The sequence below is a fragment of the Brevundimonas alba genome (assembly GCF_011927945.1).
Taxonomy (GTDB): Bacteria; Pseudomonadota; Alphaproteobacteria; order Caulobacterales; family Caulobacteraceae; genus Brevundimonas; species Brevundimonas alba.
Genome location: NZ_JAATJM010000001.1, coordinates 1007088 through 1023744 on the forward strand (window position 1 = coordinate 1007088; position 16657 = coordinate 1023744).

Here is a 16657-nt window from a genome sequence, read left to right on the forward strand (position 1 = left end):
TTAGCAGAACGGAATCAGTGTCTTGAGCGAACGTCAGCGCGGTCTCGGCCGGGGATTGTCGGCCCTTCTCGGCGAACAGGCGGGCGAGGCCGTGCCGGTCGACGGCTCGACTGCCCCCGCCGGTGTGCGCATGGCGCCGATCGAGGCGCTGAAGCCCAATCCGGACCAGCCGCGCAAGATCTTCGGTCAGGCGGAACTGGCCGAGCTGGCCGAGTCGATCCGCGACAAGGGCGTTCTGCAGCCGATCCTCGTCCGGCCGCAGCCGAACGAGGACGGCGTCTTCCAGATCGTCGCAGGCGAACGGCGCTGGCGCGCGTCCCAGCTGGCCCGCTTGACCCAGGTGCCGGTCATCGTCCGCGAGATGGACGATGTGGCGGTGTTCGAGGTCGCCATCATCGAGAACGTCCAGCGGGCCGACCTCAATCCGCTGGAGGAGGCGGACGCCTACCGACTGCTGATGGAGCGTTTCGGGCGCACCCAGGACGCCGTCGCTGGCGTAGTCGGCAAGAGCCGCAGCCACGTGGCCAACACCCTGCGCCTGCTGCAGCTGCCGGAGGAGGTGCTCTGGTACGTCCGCCACGGCAAGATGAGCGCGGGCCACGCGCGCGCCCTGATCACCGCGCCCGATCCGGTCGCGCTGGCGGAGCGGATCGTCAACGAAGGGCTCAACGTGCGTCAGGCCGAGGCCCTGGCCCGTCAGGCGGCCGAGGGTCCGAAGCCGGGCAAGGCCAAGGCGCGCGGCTCGACCGGGTCAGGCGACGGCGGCGCCGACATCGCGGCGCTGGAGCAGGACCTGACCGACGCGCTGGGCCTGCAGGTGCAGCTGACAGACCGGGGCGGCAAGGGCGAGCTGACCTTGCGCTATGCAACGCTGGAGCAGCTGGACGACCTGTGCCGCCGCCTGATGCGCGGCTGACATGGACGGGCCGGCCGACGAGGTCATCGATCTCTACAGCCGCCGGGCGCTGGACTGGGACGCGGACCGCGGTAAGGCCCTGATCGAGAAGCCGTGGCTCGACGCGTTTCTGGCGGAGATCCCGCCGGAGGGCTCGATCCTCGACCTCGGCTGCGGCTCGGGCGAGCCGATCGCGCGCTATCTGATCGAACAGGGACGGCGGATTACGGGCGTCGACGCCGCGCCCGGTCTGATCGACCTGTGCCGCCGCCGCTTTCCCGGCCACGACTGGCGCGTGGGCGACATGCGCGGGCTGGATCTTGGCCGGACGTTCGACGGGCTGATCGCCTGGCACAGCGCATTCCACCTGAGGCCGGAGGATCAGAGCGCGTTGTTCGCCGTCTACGCCCGGCATGTCGCGCCCGGCGGCGTGCTGATGTTCACCAGCGGCACGGAGGAAGGCGAGGTCGTCGGCGCGTGGCGGGGTGAGCCGCTGTATCACGGAAGCCTGTCGGCGGCGGAGTACCGGAGGGCGCTGGATGCGGCCGGGTTCGACCTGCTGCAAAACCGTATCGACGATGCGGAGACGGGCGGCGCGACGGTGTGGCTGGCGCGTGCTAGGCTCTCCGTATGACCGACAAACCGACCAATCCGACCGCCGAAGCGATGAAGAAGGCCCTGGCCGCCAAGAAGGCCGGCGGGAGCGGGGCCCACAGCGGCCTGCAGGGGGCGGCCCGGGCCGAGGAAAAGGCCCAGAAGGCGCGCAACGTGGCGCTGGCGAAACCCGCCTTCCGCAAGGCGTCAAAGCGGGGCTGACGCCCTAGAGCCCGAGCCGCCGCGCTCGGGCGGCGATCTCGAGCAGCAGCCGTTCGGCGATCAGCTGGTCCGGCGAGCCCGTGGTCTTGGTGGCGATGTCGGCGGCGTTGACGCTGTCCAGCACCCTGTCGAGGTCTTCGAGACGCCAATTGCGCGCCTGCCGCAGCATCTCGGCCTCCTGTTTCCAGAACACGCCGGCGGCCTTGGCGGCCTCCTTGGCCCCGGCGCCGTTGGCCTGAAGTACATTGATGCGGCGCAGCTTGCCGAGATGGATCGAGGCCTGACGCACCGCCATGACCGGAGACTCGCCCTCGGCGAGCGCGCGGCGCAGGCCGGACTGGGCCGGGGCCGGTCGGCCGCCGAAGGCCTGCAGCGCCGCGTCCTGCAGCGAGGCGTCCGGCTCGACACCCAGATGCAGCTCCAGCTCCGCGACATCGATGGTCTTGCCCGAGCCGGGACCAATGTAGAGCACCAGCCGCTCGATCTCCTGCCGCATCAGGCCGCGCTCGCGGGGCAGGCGGGCGACGAACCGGTCCAGCGCGTCCTGTGTCAGGCCGACCTTGTCGGCGGCGAGCGCCTCGCGGGTCATCCGCGCCACGTCGCCGGTCTCGTCCTCGTAGCAGGCGATGGCGACCGCCGCCTGCGCCGCCTCCGCCGCCTTGCGCAGGGCGGAGTCGCGGCCCAGAGCGCCAGCCTCGATGACCAGCATGGCGTCGGGATTGTAGGCGCCGTCGGCGTGGTTCTTCAGGGCGGCGGCCAGCATCTTGTCGATCGAGGCCTTTTCGGATCCGAGCCGGACCCGGACCAGCCGGCGGCCGCCGATCATCGACAGCGCGGTCAGGGCGTCGTCCAGCCTCGCCTCGTCGCCATCAATGTCGCTGTCGGTCAGGACGGTGACGTTGAAGGGGTCGTTCAGGTCCGGCGTGATCGCCTTGCACAGCTGGATGGCGCGCTCGGCTACGCCGGAGCGGTCCTTGCCGTGGATGACAGCGGCGCGCACCGAGCGGTCGGGCGATTTGAGGAAGCGGTCGACCTCCGGCCGTTTGGCGAGGATCATCGCGGGCCGGTCACGGGCGGTCCGACAACGCCAGCAGCAGGTCGAGCCGAATCTGGCGCGCCAGTTCGGCCGCCGCGCGCTCCTCGCCGTCCTGCTGGGCCGCGATGGCGGCGTAGGGCTGGTCGGCCGCGGCGTAGGTCGTGGTGACGGTCTCCACACCGGTCAGGGGCTCGCCGCCGCCGGAGACGGGCGTCAGGATCCATGCGCCCCGCACGGTCAGTTCATAGCGGGTGGCTGTGTCGTCGATGCGTCGGCCGAGCGGGCGGCGCGACTGCTCGACGGTCGTCTCCAGACGCCACAGCGGCGCCTGCTGGGCGTCGCGGCCCAGCGCGTCCTCGAGCTGTTCGCGCAGCCGGTAGCCGAGGCGGTCGTCCTGCGTCGTCACGGCGATCCGGGACAGGCTGGAGCCCGCGCCGGAGCCGCCGTACATCGGGGTAAAGCCGCAGCCGGCCAGCGTCAGGGCCGCCAGTCCCGAGAGCGTGACAAGGACCCGAGCGGCGCGGCGCATCAGCCGACCACCAGATTGACGATGCGATCCTTGACCACCACGATCTTCCTCACCGTCTGACCCTCCAGCCGCGCCTGCACCTCCGCGTCGGCCATGACGATGGCTTCCACCTCGGCCGGCTCCAGCCCGCGCGCGACGCGGATTTCGCCCCGCCGCTTGCCGTTGACCTGGATCGGCAGGGTGACCTCGTCGTCGGCCGCCAGAGCCGGATCGTACACCGGCCACGGCGCGTCGAGGATCATCCCCGCTTCGCCCAGCCGCGTCCAGCCTTCCTCGGCCAGGTGAGGGGTGAAGGGGGCGACCAGCCGGAGCAGGGCCGAGAGCGCCCGATGCTTCGCCTCGCCGCCCGCCTTCGCGTGATCGCGCACGGTGGCGACGAAGGCGTAGAGCTTGGCGATGGCCGAGTTGAAGCGGAAGCCGGTGATGCCCTCGGACACCGCCTTGATCGCCTTGTGCGTCTCGCGGACCAGTGAGGCGTTGGCCTGTTCGTCGCCGGCGACGCCGGGATCGAAGCCGTCGACCTCGGCCCAGACGCGCTGGACGAAGCGGCTGGCGCCCTCGACACCGCCGGGGGTCCATTGCACGTCCCGCTCGGGCGGGCTGTCGGACAGGACGAAGAGCCGGCCGGCGTCGACGCCATAGGTCTCCACGATCTCCTGCGGGGCCACGACGTTCTTCTTCGACTTCGACATCTTCTCGATGTCGCCGATGGTGAGGGTCTCGCTGGTGGAGAGCTGGCGCGCCGAGCGTTTGCCGCCGTCGTTGGACAGTTCGACGTCGGTCGGCTCGACCCAGCCGCCGTCGGCGCGGCGGTAGGTCTCGTGGACGACCATGCCCTGGGTGAACAGACCGGCGAACGGCTCGCGTACATTCATCAGCCCGGCGTCGGACAGGGCGCGCGACACGAAGCGGGCGTAGAGCAGGTGCAGGACGGCGTGTTCGACACCTCCGATGTACTGGTCGACCGGCAGCCATTTGTCGGCCGCCGCTTTCGAGATCGGTTCGGCCGCCGTCGGGTCGGCGAAGCGCGCGAAATACCAGCTGGAGTCGACGAAGGTGTCGAGCGTGTCGGTCTCGCGTGTCGCGTCTTCGTGACACGAGGGGCATTTTACGTGTTTCCACGTCGGATGACGGTCCAGCGGGTTGCCCGGCGTGTCGAAGGTCACGTCCTTCGGCAACTCCACCGGCAGGTCGGCCGCCGGGACCGGGCCGCACGAGGGGCAGTGGACGATCGGGATCGGGCAACCCCAGTAGCGCTGGCGGCTGACGCCCCAGTCGCGCAGGCGGTAGATGGTCGCGCCCAGCCCCTGACCCGCCGCCTCGATGCGCCGGATCGCCTCGGCCTTGGCCGCCTCGATCTCCATGCCGTCGAGGAAGTCCGAGCCGAAGATCAGGCCCGGACCGGTGTAGGCCTCGTCCGCCACGCCGAAGTCGTCTCCGGCGCCGTCCGGACGGACCACCGGGATCACCGGCAGGCCGTATTTGCGGGCGAAGTCGAGATCGCGCTGGTCATGCGCGGGGCAGCCGAAGATGGCGCCGGTGCCGTATTCGGACAGGATGAAGTTGGCGATCCAGACGCTGACCTCACGGCCGTCGAACGGGTGGACGACCTTCAGGCCGGTGTCGTAGCCGACCTTCTCCGCCTGTTCGATCTCGGCCTGGGTCGAGCCGCCCTTGCGGCATTCGGCGATGAAGGCCGCGGCGGCGGGGTCGCGCTCCGCCAGCGCCCTGGCGATCGGGTGATCCGGGGCGATGCCCATGAAGGAGGCGCCGAACAGGGTGTCGGGGCGGGTGGTGTAGATTTCCAGCCCGTCAGGCGCGGCCTCGGGCGCAGCGCCCGACCAGCGCCAGGTCATCTGCAGACCTTTGGAACGACCGATCCAGTTCTCCTGCATCAGCCGGACCTTGTCGGGCCAGCGGCCTTCCAGCTCCTTCAGGCCTTCGATCAGGTCGTCGGCGTAGTCGGTGATGCGAAGGAACCACTGGTTCAGCTTGCGCTTCTCGACGATCGCTCCGGAGCGCCAGCCGCGGCCGTCGACGACCTGTTCATTGGCCAGGACGGTGTTGTCGACCGGATCCCAGTTGACGATCGAATCCTTGCGGTAGACCAGCCCCCGCCTGAACAGTTCGAGGAACCACGCCTGCTGCTGGCCATAGTAGGCCGGGTCGCAGGTGGCGAACTCGCGCGACCAGTCCAGCGACAGGCCCAGCAGCTTCAGCTGGTCGCGCATGGCGGCGATGTTGGACCAGGTCCAGTCGCCGGGGTGGATGCCCCGCTCGATGGCGGCGTTCTCGGCCGGCAGTCCGAATGCGTCCCAGCCCATCGGATGCAGCACGTCGAAACCCTGCGCCCGCTTCGAGCGCGCCACCACGTCGCCCATCACATAGTTGCGGGCGTGGCCCATGTGGATGTTGCCCGAGGGGTACGGGAACATCTCGAGGACGTAGTATTTGGGCCGTCCGGTCTCGCCCTCGGGCGTGCGGAAGGCTTCGGCGGCCGCCCAGCGGGCCTGCTGGCGGGGTTCGGCGGTCTTGGGCTCGTAACGGGCCACGGGAATCCTTCAGGCGGCTCCTAAAGGGCGGGCCAGAAGGAGGCGGTGGGTGTCGGGAGGGTTAGCCGGCGTTCTGCAGGTTGAGCTGGCGCGCCTTGGTCAGGATGGCGTTTTCCAGATCGGTCTCGGTCTGGGCCGCCACGGGAGCGCCGACCCAGCCGCCGCTGGCGTCACGGGTTTCCTTGGTCACCGTGACGTTCAGCGCATCGGCGCGAAGGCGGGTGTCGAGGATGAAGACCGTCGCCTTGAAACGCTCGTTCGGCGTCTGCGGGTCGGTGTACCAGTCGTAGTTGACGACGCCGCCCCACGGATCGGCGTTGGCCAGCGGCATGAAGCTGAGGGTGTCCAGGGTGGCGCGCCACAGGAAGGCGTTGACGCCGATACCGGTCTGACCGGCCGGGACGGGCTTGGCCCCGCCGCCGAAGCCCGGAATCCCGCCGCATCCGCCCAGCATCAGACCCGAGGCGATCAGGGCGATCGCTGCGCCGCGAACCAGCACCATCGAGACTCTCCATTCGATCGAGACGTGCGGCGGGCCGTCCCGCGCACGCGCCGGCTCACCCACGGGGGCGTAAAGCCGAAGCGACGCTCTATAACACGGCGAAAAGGGGCGATGACAAGGCGAAGTCGCATCCCGCCGCCGGTTCACGCCGATCGGCGTCCACTGACGCCTTGAGGGCGACTTCCCAGCCGTGACGCTCGCGCCACAGGAGTCCCGCAGAGTCTTGCGGAACCCGGAGTAACGGACCACGTTTCGTTGACCGGGCTGACCAGCGGTGTCTAATCGCTGGCAAGGACCGTGGCGAAAGCTTCGTCGCGGCGTAAAGGGCAGGACATGCGCAAGAAGAGCGCCGTCATCGCTGGACTGGCCGCGGGCCTCGCGCTCCTGGCCGTGGCCGACGCCGCCTCGGCGCAGGCCGCTTCGTCGCGCGCCCGTGCGCCCGCCGTCAGCCTGTCCGAAGCCCAGACCGCCCGCTCCGCCGCCACGCCCGCCGGCCAGTCGCGCCTGCGCTTCACCGAGCGCGGCCGCTGGGGCCTCGATCTGAACCTGAGCCAGCCCGTCGGCCGCGAGAGCAATCTCGGCGACGTCGAGGCCGGGGCCTACTACCGCGTCAATCCACGCCTGCGGGTTGGCGCCACCGCCGGTCTGGCCGAGCCCGAGGCCGATCCGGCCCGCGCGGCCCAGAGCGACCGCCGCGCCGCGCCGCGCTTCCGGCTGGAATCGATCTTCCGCTTCTGATCCGGATCAGTCCGGGCCGAACGCCGCCCGGATCGCCGACACCCCGGCCAGTCCGCATGCGCCCGAGCCTATGAGGCCGCGCGCGTTGCCTGCATCGATGCCGCCGAGGGCATAGACGGGCGTCCTTGCCTTGCCGACGAGGGCGGAGAAGGCCTCCATCCCCAGCGGCGGCCTGCTCGCCGATGCTCCGCCCGCCGCGAAGACAGGCGACAGAACTGTCGCGTCCAGCCCTTCAGCGTTCGCCAGCGCCTCCGCGGAGTGAACCGCGCCCGTGATCCGCCAGTCGGGCCGGGCGGCGGCGAGGGCGGGGGCCTGCGTCAGCGCCCGCTCCGGCAGGTGAACGCCGTCCGCCTCCACCGCCTCGGCCAGTTCCGCATCCAGCCCGACCAGCAGCAGACCATCTCGTCGCCTCGTAGCCTCGCGCAGCCGGAGGCCGGTTTCGCGCGCGTCGGAGGCCCCGAAGGCGCGGAACACCACGCCCGATCCGGCCGGCAGGCGCGCGGCCGTCTCCCACGGTCGGGGCGTGCGCTCGGGGTCGGTGAAGAACAGAAGCGGCGGCAGGTTCGGCCGCGGCCTGCCCGCCGCGCGGCTGACATTGGCCGCGTCCCGTGCGAGGACGCTGGCGACCTCCCACAGGATCTCCGCGTCGGACCGGTTCATGGCCTCCTCTTCTCCCGATCCCGCCGATACGTCCAGCGCCGTCGCAGAGCGGTTCGCCGTGGTGCGCCGCCGGATCGCCGACGCCTGCCGAGGCGCCGGGCGCGATCCGGCCGATGTCGTTCTGACCGCCGTCACCAAGACTCAGCCGCTGGAGGCGCTGCAGCAGGCGCTCGCCGCCGGCCAGCGAGTGTTCGGCGAGAACCGGGTGCAGGAGGCCGAGGCCCACTGGGCGGACGTGCGCGCCGCCACGCCCGATCTGGAACTCCGCCTGATCGGGCCGCTTCAGACCAACAAGGCCGCCGACGCCGTGGCCCTGTTCGACGTGATCGAGACGCTTGACCGGCCGAAACTGGCCGATGCCCTCGCCGCTGCGGCCGAAAAGAGCGGGCGGATCCTGCGTGTTCTCGTGCAGGTCAACAGCGGGGCCGAGCCGCAGAAGGCCGGCGTCCTGCCGGAGGCGGCCGACAATCTGATCGAATACGCCCGCGCCACGGGCCTTATCGTCGAAGGCCTGATGTGCATTCCGCCCGCGGACGAGGCCGCCGGGCCGCATTTCGCCCTGTTGCGCAAGATCGCCCGCCGCAACGGTCTGGAGGTGCTGTCGATGGGCATGAGCGGCGACTACGAGACCGCGATCCGCTTCGGCGCGACCCATGTTCGGGTCGGATCGGCATTGTTCGGGGAACGAAATCGCCCCGAAACGCCCTCTAGAGGCTGAAAACCGCTCCGCTTCGGCTCCTGCCCTTGGCGGAAGGCCCGACGCTCGCCATTCTGGTACCCATGCCCACGCCCAAGACGATCCTCATCATCGACGACGACGACGACCTGCGCGAGGCGCTGGCCGAGCAGTTGGCCCTGCACGAGGCCTTCCGGCCGGTGCAGGCGGCGACCGCCGCCGAGGGCGTCAGGCTGGGACGGGAGACCCGGGCCGACCTGATCCTGCTCGACGTCGACCTGCCGGACATGGACGGCCGCGAGGCCTGTCGGTTGCTGCGCAAGGACGGCGTCTCGACCCCGATCATCATGCTGACGGGCCAAGCCTCGGACGCCGACACGGTGCTGGGGCTGGAATCCGGGGCCAACGACTATGTCACCAAGCCCTTCCGTTTCGCCGTCCTGCTGGCTCGCATCCGCGCCCATCTGCGCAGCCACGAACAGTCGGAGGATGCAGTCTTCCGCATCGGCCCCTACGAATTCCGGCCCGCCGCCAAGGTCCTGATCGACGACAAGGCCCGCAAGGTGCGGCTGACCGAGAAGGAAACCAGCATCCTGAAATACCTCTACCGCGCCGGGGCCAAGGCCGTGTCGCGCGAGGAACTTCTGACCGAGGTCTGGGGCTACAACGCCGGCGTCACCACCCACACGCTTGAGACCCACATCTACCGCCTGCGCCAGAAGATCGAGCCCGAGCCGGGTCAGGCGCGGCTACTGTTGACGGACGCGGGCGGTTACCGGCTGCAGCCCTAAAGCCTCAGACCTCGAGGTCCATCGTCACCGGGGCGTGGTCGCTGGGCTGGGTCCATTCGCGGACGGTGTCGTGGATACGGGCCGATCCGGGCTTCACGGCGGGCGTCAGGCCGGGCGAGGTCCAGAGGTGGTCGAGGCGCAGGCCGCGATTGGATTTGCGGAAGTCGGCGGCGCGATAGCTCCACCAGCTGGCCAGTTTGGTCGGTTCCGGTATCTGGTCGCGGATCACGTCACAGAAGCCGCCGGCCGCCTGCAGCCGGCGCAGGGTTTCGACCTCCAGCGGCGTGTGGCTGACGATCTTCGACATGTAGCGGTGGTTCCAGACGTCGTTTTCGCCCGGCGCGATGTTGAAATCGCCAGCGAGCACCAGCGGGCGCTGACGGTCACGGCCCGACATTTTGGCTGTCAGGCGCTCGTAGAAATCCATCTTGTGATCGAATTTCGGGTTCAGCGCCCGGTCCGGCGTGTCGCCGCCGGCGGGGATGTAGAAATTCTGCACCTCGACGCCATCGACTACGACGCCGACGCAGCGGGCGTGGCCCTCGCGGCAGACATCCAGCCTCGGCGCCTCGGTGATCGGCTTGCGGCTGGCGATGGCGACGCCGTGCCAGCCCTTCTGACCGCCGATCTTCAGATAGGGCAGCCCCATCTCTTCGAAGGCGCCGCGAGGGAACTGGTCCTCGAGGCATTTGATCTCCTGCAGGCACAGGACGTCGGTCCCGCTTTCCGAGACGAAGCGGGCGACCTGATCGATGCGCAGACGGACGGAGTTGATGTTCCAGGTGGCGATGCGAAGCATCGGATGGCTCTAGCAGTCGTCGCGGCCGGCGCCCAAGCGAACCAGAAAAAGAGACGCCCGGTCCTTGCGGGCCGGGCGTTCAAAGGTTCGTCTCTCTCGCCGCCGGGAAGGGGATGAAATCCGTAGCGGTTCAGACCGGCTCCCGCCGATCTGTGACCAAAACAACACGCCCGACAGAAAAAGTCAAGCGCGCCACCCCGGCGGCTGCGAGCGAATTCTCGCGGCAGGCGACCTAGTTGCGGCGCGGGCGCTGGGTCGGGTCACGCAGCTGGAACAGGCTGGCCGCGAGGCCCGAAGCCGGGCGCAGCGTGGTCAGCTGGGTGCGGGTACGGCCGCCCTGGGCGTCGACGATGGTCCACTCCTGCAGACGCAACGGGTTGCCGGCGAATGCCAGAACCACCGAGCCGTCGTTCGGGCGGCGCGAGTCGCGGGCGGTGATGGCGAAGGCGCCGGACTCCATCCGCGTCACGCGGTCGATACGCACGCCCTGATCCAGACGGACCGTGCGGGCGAGGAAGGTCGACAGGGGCGTCTGGCCGAGCGGCACCTGACGGAAGGTGTTCAGGCGCGGATCGTAGCGCTTCACGTTCGAGCCGTCCGAGACGACCAGCAGGCCGGCCGGGTTGGTGTATTCGAAACGCATCTTGCCCGGACGCTGCAGGTAGAAGCGGCCTTCGCGGCGCTGGGCGCCCGAGGTCTCGACAAAGGTCCCCTGGGCCGAGGTCAGCCCCTGCAGATAGGTCTGGGCCCGGGCGAGGACGGCGCGGTCCTCGGCCGACAGGGTCGCCTGAGCGTGCACCGGGAGGGCGGCGACAGCGGCGAGAGCGGCGGATCCGAGCGCGAAAGCGCGGCGTGAGACGGTCATGATGTCTTCTCCCGTTCGGGATGGTTGGAAGTCTGCCGTCTTGCGGAACGGGTCTGGCGAGGTCGTGACCCCAGCCTGACCATATTCAGGCGCTCCGATGAAGGCCTGTTCAGCTACGTCCGGCAGACGGCGGCCCGGTCTAACGCCCCGAGGCCGCCACCGTTGCGGCCGGCAGTCGACCTCGGCGACCTACATCGGCGGCGGACCGGCCAGGATGTCGCGCTTGCCGGCATGGTTGGCGGGGCTGACCACGCCCTCCTGCTCCATCCGCTCGATCAGCGAGGCGGCGCGGTTGTAGCCGATCTGCAGGCGGCGCTGGACGTAGCTGGTGGAGGCCTTGCGGTCGCGGGTGACCACGGCCACGGCGCGATCGTAGAGGTCGTCGCCCGATCCGCCGCCGCCCTCGTCGAAGCCGCCGGCGTCGCCGTCGCCGTCCGGATCGTCGGTGATCAGGTCGAGGTATTCGGGCTCCGCCTGGGCCTTCAGGTGCCGGCAGACCGCCTCGACCTCCTGGTCCTCCACGAACGGGCCGTGCAGGCGGGTGATGCGGCCGCCGCCGGCCATGTAGAGCATGTCGCCCTGGCCCAGCAGCTGCTCGCCGCCCTGCTCGCCGAGGATGGTGCGGCTGTCGATCTTGGACGTGACCTGGAAGCTGATCCGGGTCGGGAAGTTCGCCTTGATGGTGCCGGTGATGACATCGACCGACGGGCGCTGGGTGGCCATGATCAGGTGGATGCCGGCGGCGCGGGCCATCTGGGCCAGACGCTGCACCGCGCCCTCGACGTCCTTGCCGGCGACCAGCATCAGATCGGCCATCTCGTCCATGACCACGACCAGATAGGGCATGGGTTCGGGGCGGATCTTCTCGGACTCGTAGACGGGTCGGCCCTGATCGTCGAAGCCGGTCTGGACCGTGCGTTCGAAATGCTCGCCCTTGGCCTGCGCCTCGCGGGCGCGCTCGTTGTAGCTGGCGATGTTGCGCACGCCGAGCTTGGACATCCGGCGATAGCGGTCTTCCATCTCGCGCACGGTCCATTTCAGCGCGACGACGGCCTTCTTGGGATCGGTGACGACGGGCGCCAGCAGGTGCGGGATGCCGTCATAGACCGACAGCTCCAGCATCTTCGGGTCGATCATGATGAAGCGGCACTCGGCCGGGCTGTGCCGGTAGAGGATCGACAGGATCATGGCGTTGACCCCAACCGACTTGCCGGAGCCGGTGGTGCCGGCGATCAGCAGGTGGGGCATGCGCGCCAGATCCGCGACATAGGGCTCGCCGCCGATGGTCTCGCCCAGCGCCAGCGGCAGCAGGTGCGAGGCCTTGTCGTATTCGGTCGAGGCCAGAAGGTCGCGCAGATAGACGGTCTCGCGCTTGGCATTGGGCAGTTCGATGCCGATGGCGTTGCGGCCCGGAACCACGCTGATGCGGCAGGCGCGGGCGCTCATCGAGCGGGCGATGTCGTCGGACAGGGCGACCACGCGGCCGTGCTTCACGCCGGGTGCAGGCACCAGCTCGTACAGGGTGACGACCGGGCCGGGGCGGATCTGATCGATGACGCCGCGGACGCCGAACTCCTGCAGCACGCCTTCCAGCATCTTCGCGTTCTGCTTCAGCGCCTCCTCGTCGACCGAGGCGACGCGCTTGGCCGGCTTGGTCAGCATGCCGAGCGGCGGCAGGTCGAAGCCCGTCGAGGGGCGGGCGAAGTCGAAGGCGGCCTGGCTGTCGTCCAGCTCGCGGCGTGAGGCCTTGGGCGCCTTGGTCGCGGCGACCTTGGGTTCGGGCGCGTTGCGGGCCGGGACCGGGTCCTGCCACGGCGGGCCGTCGTCGGCCTCGAGCGAGACGGGCGCGTAGTCCTCCGGCTCCGGCTCGGGGCGGGGGCGCGGCGGGGTCTTGGGCCGGCGGGCGGTCGGCGGCGGCGGCGCGGCCGAGCGGCGGGATCCGCGCGCCCACTCCATGCCGTCGCCCAGATCGGAAATGCGCAGGCCGATGGCGTAGCCGAGGCTCCACAGGCTGATCGGCAGGAACATGACCGCTGCGCCGATGGCGGCTCCCGGCAGGCGCAGGGCGCCGAAGGCCATCCGCACCAGACCGACCAGCGCGTCGCCCCACAGGCCGCCGAGTCCCGCCGCCAGCGGCCAGGCGGCCGGCTGGGCAAGAGCGGACAGGGCCGCCGACAGGCTCAGCACGCCCACGGTGGCGGACAGGGCCTTGAGCGGGGAGGGCTTGAGACGCTGCTGGATGGCGTCGCCGATGGCTCCCGCCAGACCGAAGGCGATCAGCAGCAGGGCGGCGGGCCAGGCGGCCAGTCCCAGCGACTGCATGAACAGGTCCGCGAACAGCGCGCCGTTCAGGCCCAGCCAGTTGCTCGGAGCGATGGAAGAGGCGGCGTTCAGGCTGGGGTCGGCCGGGTTCCACGAGATCAGCGCCGCCAGCAGCAGGGCGGCGAGCAGGGCCTGCAGCACGCCGCGGAAGCGCACCACGAACGGCGCGGCCCACAGGATGCGGGCGCTCTCGAAGGCGCGGTGGCCGAGGGCGAGGGCGGCGGACATGGCGGGCGGCGAACTCCGGCGAAACGATACAGGGCCGGTTGTCGCCTGTTCAGGGTTAAGAGGCTGTTTACCCACCGCGACCTCGTGGCTCTGGACGGAGCCCGCGCGCGGCGCGACAACCGCCCCATGAGCCAGTCCGACCGTTACGAAGTCATCATCGCCGGAGCCGGCATGGCGGGTGCGACCTTCGCCCTCGCCGCGGCGCAGGGCGGGCTGAAGGCGGTGCTGGTCGATCCGCAGCCGTTTTCGGATCAGCTGGCGCCGACCTTCGACGGCCGGTCGACGGCGATCGCCTTCTCCACCTTCCGGATGCTGGACGCGCTCGGCGTGGGCGAGGCGCTCAGGCTGCACGCCTGCCGCATGGACCGCATCCTCGTCACCGATGGGCGGCGGCCGGGAGCGGCGTCTCGGGCGGCGTCATCGGCCTTCCTGCGCTTCGACGCCGACGAGATCGGCGACCGCACCGATGGCGAGCCGCTCGGCTATATGGTCGAGAACCGCCGCATCCGCTCGGCGCTGGCCGAGGCCGTGACCGCCGCCGGCATCGAGGTGCGGGCGCCCGCGGAGGTCGTCTCGGTCGAGGCGGGGCCGGCGCGGGCTCGGGTCACGCTGGCTGACGGCGCCACGCTGGAAGCGCCGCTGGTGGTCGGGGCCGAGGGGCGCGGCTCGCGGGTGCGGCGCGAGGCGGGGATCGAGACGGTTGGCTGGGGCTACGGCCAGAGTGGCGTCGTCGCCACGGTTCGCATGGCCCGTGACCACGGCAACGTCGCCCACGAATATTTCCTGCCGTCCGGACCCTTCGCCATCCTGCCCCTGACCGACAGCCGGGCCAGTCTTGTCTGGACCGAGACGACGCGGCGGGCCGAGGCGCTCAAGGCCTGTTCGGACGAGGCCTTCCACGCCCATCTGATGCGGCGGTTCGGGGACTTCCTCGACGATGTCTCGGTTGTGGGGCCGCGCTTCGTCTATCCCCTGTCGCTGCAACTGGCCGAGCAGTTGACCGCCCCGCGCACCGCCCTGATCGGCGACGCCGCCCATGCCGTGCACCCGGTCGCCGGACAGGGGTTGAACATGGGGCTGAAAGACGCCGCCGCCCTGGCGGAGGTGCTGATCGAGGCGCTTCGCGTCGGCGAGGACATCGGCTCGGAGACGGTGCTGGACCGCTACGCCCGCTGGCGGCGGTTCGACAATGCGGCGCTGGCGGCCGGCTTCGACGGCTTCGTGCGGCTGTTCTCAAACGACATCGCGCCGGTGCGGCTGGCCCGCGACCTCGGCATCGCCGCCGTCAACCGCATCGCCCCCCTGCGCCGCGCCTTTATGCACGAGGCCGGCGGGGCCACCGGCGACCTGCCGCGGTTGCTGCGTGGGATGAGTCTTTAGTTTGCCCGGGGCTCGCGACGCGGTCGCTCGCGGGTTGAGCGCGGGACCGCTCAGTCCAGCTTCCGCGCTTCTTCCGCCAGCATGATCGGCACGCCGTCGCGGATGGGGTAGGCCAGCTTGGCGCCCTTGGAGATCAGTTCCTGCGCCTCGCGGTCATAGGTCAGCCGGCCGCGGGTCACCGGGCAGACCAGCGTCTCAAGCAGCCGGGGATCGACGGAGGCGGGGGTGTGGAAGGCGTCGCTCATGCCGCATCTATTGCATTGAAGGGGCGTCGCCGTCGCCTGTTTCGGCGGCGTCGATGGTCATCAGGGCCGTCAGGACGTCAGAGCGGTCGGTCAGGCTGGCTGCCTCCAGCAGCGCCTGTTTCTCGGGCGGATCGAACGGCAGGGCCATGGACAGGCTGTTGATCAGGGCCTCGGGCGGCGCCGTCTCGGCCGTATCCCAGTCGATGTCGAGGCCGCGCGTCTCGAGATAGGCGCGAAGGGCGTCGAGCAGGCTGTCCCGGTCCAGGCCGACATCGTCCACCGGCGGCGCGGACAGATCGGCCGCGAACGGGGTGAAGTCGGCGCGGACCTGACGATAGGGCGTCTGGGTCGGCAGTTCGCTGGCCAGGCGGAACCGGGCGCAGCCGGTCAGGGTGATCAGATAGCGCCCGTCCGAGGTCTCGGCGAAACTGGTGATGCGGCCCGCGCAACCGACCGGTGACAGCTTGGGCGCGGTGCGCGATCCCGGCTGCGGCTGGATCATGCCGATGATCCGGTCGCCGGCCATGGCGTCGTCGATCATGTTCAGATAGCGCGGCTCGAAGATGTTGAGCGGCAGCTGGCCGCGCGGCAGCAGAATGGCGCCGGGCAGGGGAAAGACCGGAATGACCTGCGGCAGGTCGGCGGCCCTGACATAGCCCTGAGCCATCTCCTCTCCCCCTAGGCGAACAGGATGGAGGACAGGCGGCGGCGGCCGTCGCGGGCGATGTCCGAGGCGGCGCCCGCGGCCTCGAAGACGACCAGCAGCTGCTTGCGGGCGGCCTGTTCGTTCCACTCGCGGTCGGCGGCGACGATGGCCAGCAGACTGTCGACCGCCCCCTTCAGATCGCCCGCCGAGGCCTGGGCCAGCGACAGGTCATAGCGGGCCTGGTGGTCCGACGGATCGGCGGCGACGCGGGCTTCCAGTTCCGCCGAGGCTCCGGTCGGCGCGGCCGAGGCGAGCGATAGCTGGGCCCGGACCGACTGGACCTGTGCGTTCTTCGTTTCCGCCGGGGCCATGGCGATGGTCTGGCGGGCCTGATCGACGTCCCCGTCGGCCAGATAGACGCGGGCCATGCCGGCGATGGCGCCTTCGTGCGTGGGCTCCAGCGTCAGCACCTGGGCGAAGGCCTGCGCGGCCCCGCCGAGATCGTTCAGCGAAAGCGATTCCTCGCCCATCGACATCATCTGCTCGATGTCGGAGTCGGCGCTGGTCCCGCCGGTCAGCTTGTCGATGAAGGCCTTGAGCTGGCTCTCCGGCACCGCGCCCTGGAAGCCGTCGACCGGCTGGCCGTCGACGAAGGCATAGACGGTCGGGATCGACTGCACCCGAAGCTGGCCCGCGTATGCCGGGTTCTTGTCGACGTCGATCTTGACCAGTTTCACCGCCCCGCCGGCGGCGCGGACGGCCTTCTCCAGCATCGGCGTCAGGGTCCGGCACGGCCCGCACCAGGTCGCCCAGAAGTCGACCAGCACCGGCTGCGACTTCGACGCCTCGACCACATCGGCCATGAAGCTGGCGTCGGAGCCCTCCTTGATGAGGTCGTCAGGCGTGGTGGTGGGGTCGGCTAGGCTCATCGATCGGTCCTGTCGGTGCGTAGGTCTAACGCGGCAGCCCCAAGATGG

At 70.2% G+C, this 16657-nt stretch carries 18 protein-coding genes; 7 read left to right on the forward strand and 11 right to left on the reverse strand.

Annotation, left to right across the window (positions count from 1 at the left end; genetic code table 11):
- The first annotated feature begins 22 nt into the window (after positions 1-22).
- The 3 genes from GGQ87_RS05025 to GGQ87_RS05035 are packed head-to-tail and all read left to right on the forward strand — an operon-like array spanning position 23 to position 1711.
- Positions 23-916 carry a ParB/RepB/Spo0J family partition protein gene (locus tag GGQ87_RS05025; RefSeq protein ID WP_168045589.1) on the forward strand — a complete coding sequence of 298 codons (894 nt, stop codon included), beginning with the start codon at positions 23-25 and terminating at the stop codon, positions 914-916.
- A gap of 1 nt (position 917) precedes the next feature.
- Positions 918-1529, forward strand: a complete 612-nt coding sequence (locus GGQ87_RS05030; protein ID WP_168045590.1) for a class I SAM-dependent DNA methyltransferase — start codon at positions 918-920, stop codon at positions 1527-1529.
- Positions 1526-1711: a hypothetical protein gene (locus GGQ87_RS05035; protein ID WP_168045591.1), complete on the forward strand. Its 186-nt coding sequence runs from the start codon at positions 1526-1528 to the stop codon at positions 1709-1711. The genes GGQ87_RS05030 and GGQ87_RS05035 overlap by 4 nt, the downstream gene beginning before the upstream one ends.
- A gap of 4 nt (positions 1712-1715) precedes the next feature.
- On the opposite strand, the gene holA is transcribed toward GGQ87_RS05035, so the two are convergent.
- From holA to GGQ87_RS05055, 4 genes are all read right to left on the reverse strand, one after another.
- Positions 1716-2768, reverse strand: coding sequence for a DNA polymerase III subunit delta (gene holA / locus GGQ87_RS05040; protein ID WP_168045592.1), 1053 nt, complete (start codon positions 2766-2768; stop codon positions 1716-1718).
- 10 nt (positions 2769-2778) lie between these two features.
- Positions 2779-3276: an LPS assembly lipoprotein LptE gene (gene lptE / locus GGQ87_RS05045; protein ID WP_168045593.1), complete on the reverse strand. Its 498-nt coding sequence runs from the start codon at positions 3274-3276 to the stop codon at positions 2779-2781.
- Positions 3276-5828: a leucine--tRNA ligase gene (gene leuS / locus GGQ87_RS05050; protein ID WP_168045594.1), complete on the reverse strand. Its 2553-nt coding sequence runs from the start codon at positions 5826-5828 to the stop codon at positions 3276-3278. The genes lptE and leuS overlap by 1 nt, the downstream gene beginning before the upstream one ends.
- Before the next feature lie 61 nt (positions 5829-5889).
- Complete coding sequence (locus GGQ87_RS05055) at positions 5890-6330, reverse strand: DUF3576 domain-containing protein (protein WP_168045595.1); 441 nt, start codon at positions 6328-6330, stop codon at positions 5890-5892.
- Between the two features lie 333 nt (positions 6331-6663).
- On the opposite strand from GGQ87_RS05055, the gene GGQ87_RS05060 reads away from it, so the two are divergent.
- Positions 6664-7068: an NtrZ family periplasmic regulatory protein gene (locus tag GGQ87_RS05060; protein ID WP_168045596.1), complete on the forward strand. Its 405-nt coding sequence runs from the start codon at positions 6664-6666 to the stop codon at positions 7066-7068.
- 6 nt (positions 7069-7074) lie between these two features.
- On the opposite strand, the gene GGQ87_RS05065 is transcribed toward GGQ87_RS05060, so the two are convergent.
- Positions 7075-7728, reverse strand: a complete 654-nt coding sequence (locus GGQ87_RS05065) for a thiamine phosphate synthase (protein WP_168045597.1) — start codon at positions 7726-7728, stop codon at positions 7075-7077.
- Between GGQ87_RS05065 and GGQ87_RS05070 the strand changes: the two genes are divergently transcribed.
- Both GGQ87_RS05070 and GGQ87_RS05075 read left to right on the forward strand, forming a co-directional pair.
- Positions 7727-8446: a YggS family pyridoxal phosphate-dependent enzyme gene (locus GGQ87_RS05070; RefSeq protein WP_168045598.1), complete on the forward strand. Its 720-nt coding sequence runs from the start codon at positions 7727-7729 to the stop codon at positions 8444-8446. The genes GGQ87_RS05065 and GGQ87_RS05070 overlap by 2 nt on opposite strands.
- Positions 8447-8508: 62 nt before the next feature.
- Positions 8509-9195: a response regulator transcription factor gene (locus GGQ87_RS05075; protein ID WP_168045599.1), complete on the forward strand. Its 687-nt coding sequence runs from the start codon at positions 8509-8511 to the stop codon at positions 9193-9195.
- A 4-nt stretch (positions 9196-9199) separates the two neighbouring features.
- Here GGQ87_RS05075 and GGQ87_RS05080 read toward each other — a convergent pair whose 3' ends face one another.
- From GGQ87_RS05080 to GGQ87_RS05090, 3 genes are all read right to left on the reverse strand, one after another.
- The gene (locus GGQ87_RS05080) at positions 9200-9994 is read right to left on the reverse strand and encodes an exodeoxyribonuclease III (RefSeq protein WP_168045600.1); all 795 of its coding nucleotides are present in this window, start codon (positions 9992-9994) and stop codon (positions 9200-9202) included.
- Between the two features lie 232 nt (positions 9995-10226).
- A complete protein-coding gene (locus tag GGQ87_RS05085; protein ID WP_168045601.1) occupies positions 10227-10859 on the reverse strand; it encodes a LolA family protein in 633 nt (210 codons plus the stop codon).
- Positions 10860-11048: 189 nt separating this feature from the next.
- Entirely contained in the window at positions 11049-13409 is a 2361-nt protein-coding gene (locus GGQ87_RS05090) for an FtsK/SpoIIIE family DNA translocase (protein ID WP_168045602.1), read from the reverse strand.
- Between the two features lie 126 nt (positions 13410-13535).
- Between GGQ87_RS05090 and GGQ87_RS05095 the strand changes: the two genes are divergently transcribed.
- Positions 13536-14789, forward strand: a complete 1254-nt coding sequence (locus tag GGQ87_RS05095) for a UbiH/UbiF/VisC/COQ6 family ubiquinone biosynthesis hydroxylase (RefSeq protein ID WP_168045603.1) — start codon at positions 13536-13538, stop codon at positions 14787-14789.
- Positions 14790-14839: 50 nt separating this feature from the next.
- On the opposite strand, the gene GGQ87_RS05100 is transcribed toward GGQ87_RS05095, so the two are convergent.
- From GGQ87_RS05100 to trxA, 3 genes are read right to left on the reverse strand one after another with little or no spacing between them, the layout of a single operon-like run.
- Positions 14840-15034 (reverse strand): Trm112 family protein, encoded by a 195-nt coding sequence (locus tag GGQ87_RS05100; protein ID WP_168045604.1) that lies wholly within the window; start codon positions 15032-15034, stop codon positions 14840-14842.
- Positions 15035-15041: 7 nt separating this feature from the next.
- Positions 15042-15701 (reverse strand): LON peptidase substrate-binding domain-containing protein, encoded by a 660-nt coding sequence (locus GGQ87_RS05105; protein ID WP_168045605.1) that lies wholly within the window; start codon positions 15699-15701, stop codon positions 15042-15044.
- Between the two features lie 11 nt (positions 15702-15712).
- Positions 15713-16609 carry a thioredoxin gene (trxA, locus tag GGQ87_RS05110; protein ID WP_168045606.1) on the reverse strand — a complete coding sequence of 299 codons (897 nt, stop codon included), beginning with the start codon at positions 16607-16609 and terminating at the stop codon, positions 15713-15715.
- Positions 16610-16657: the final 48 nt, after the last annotated feature.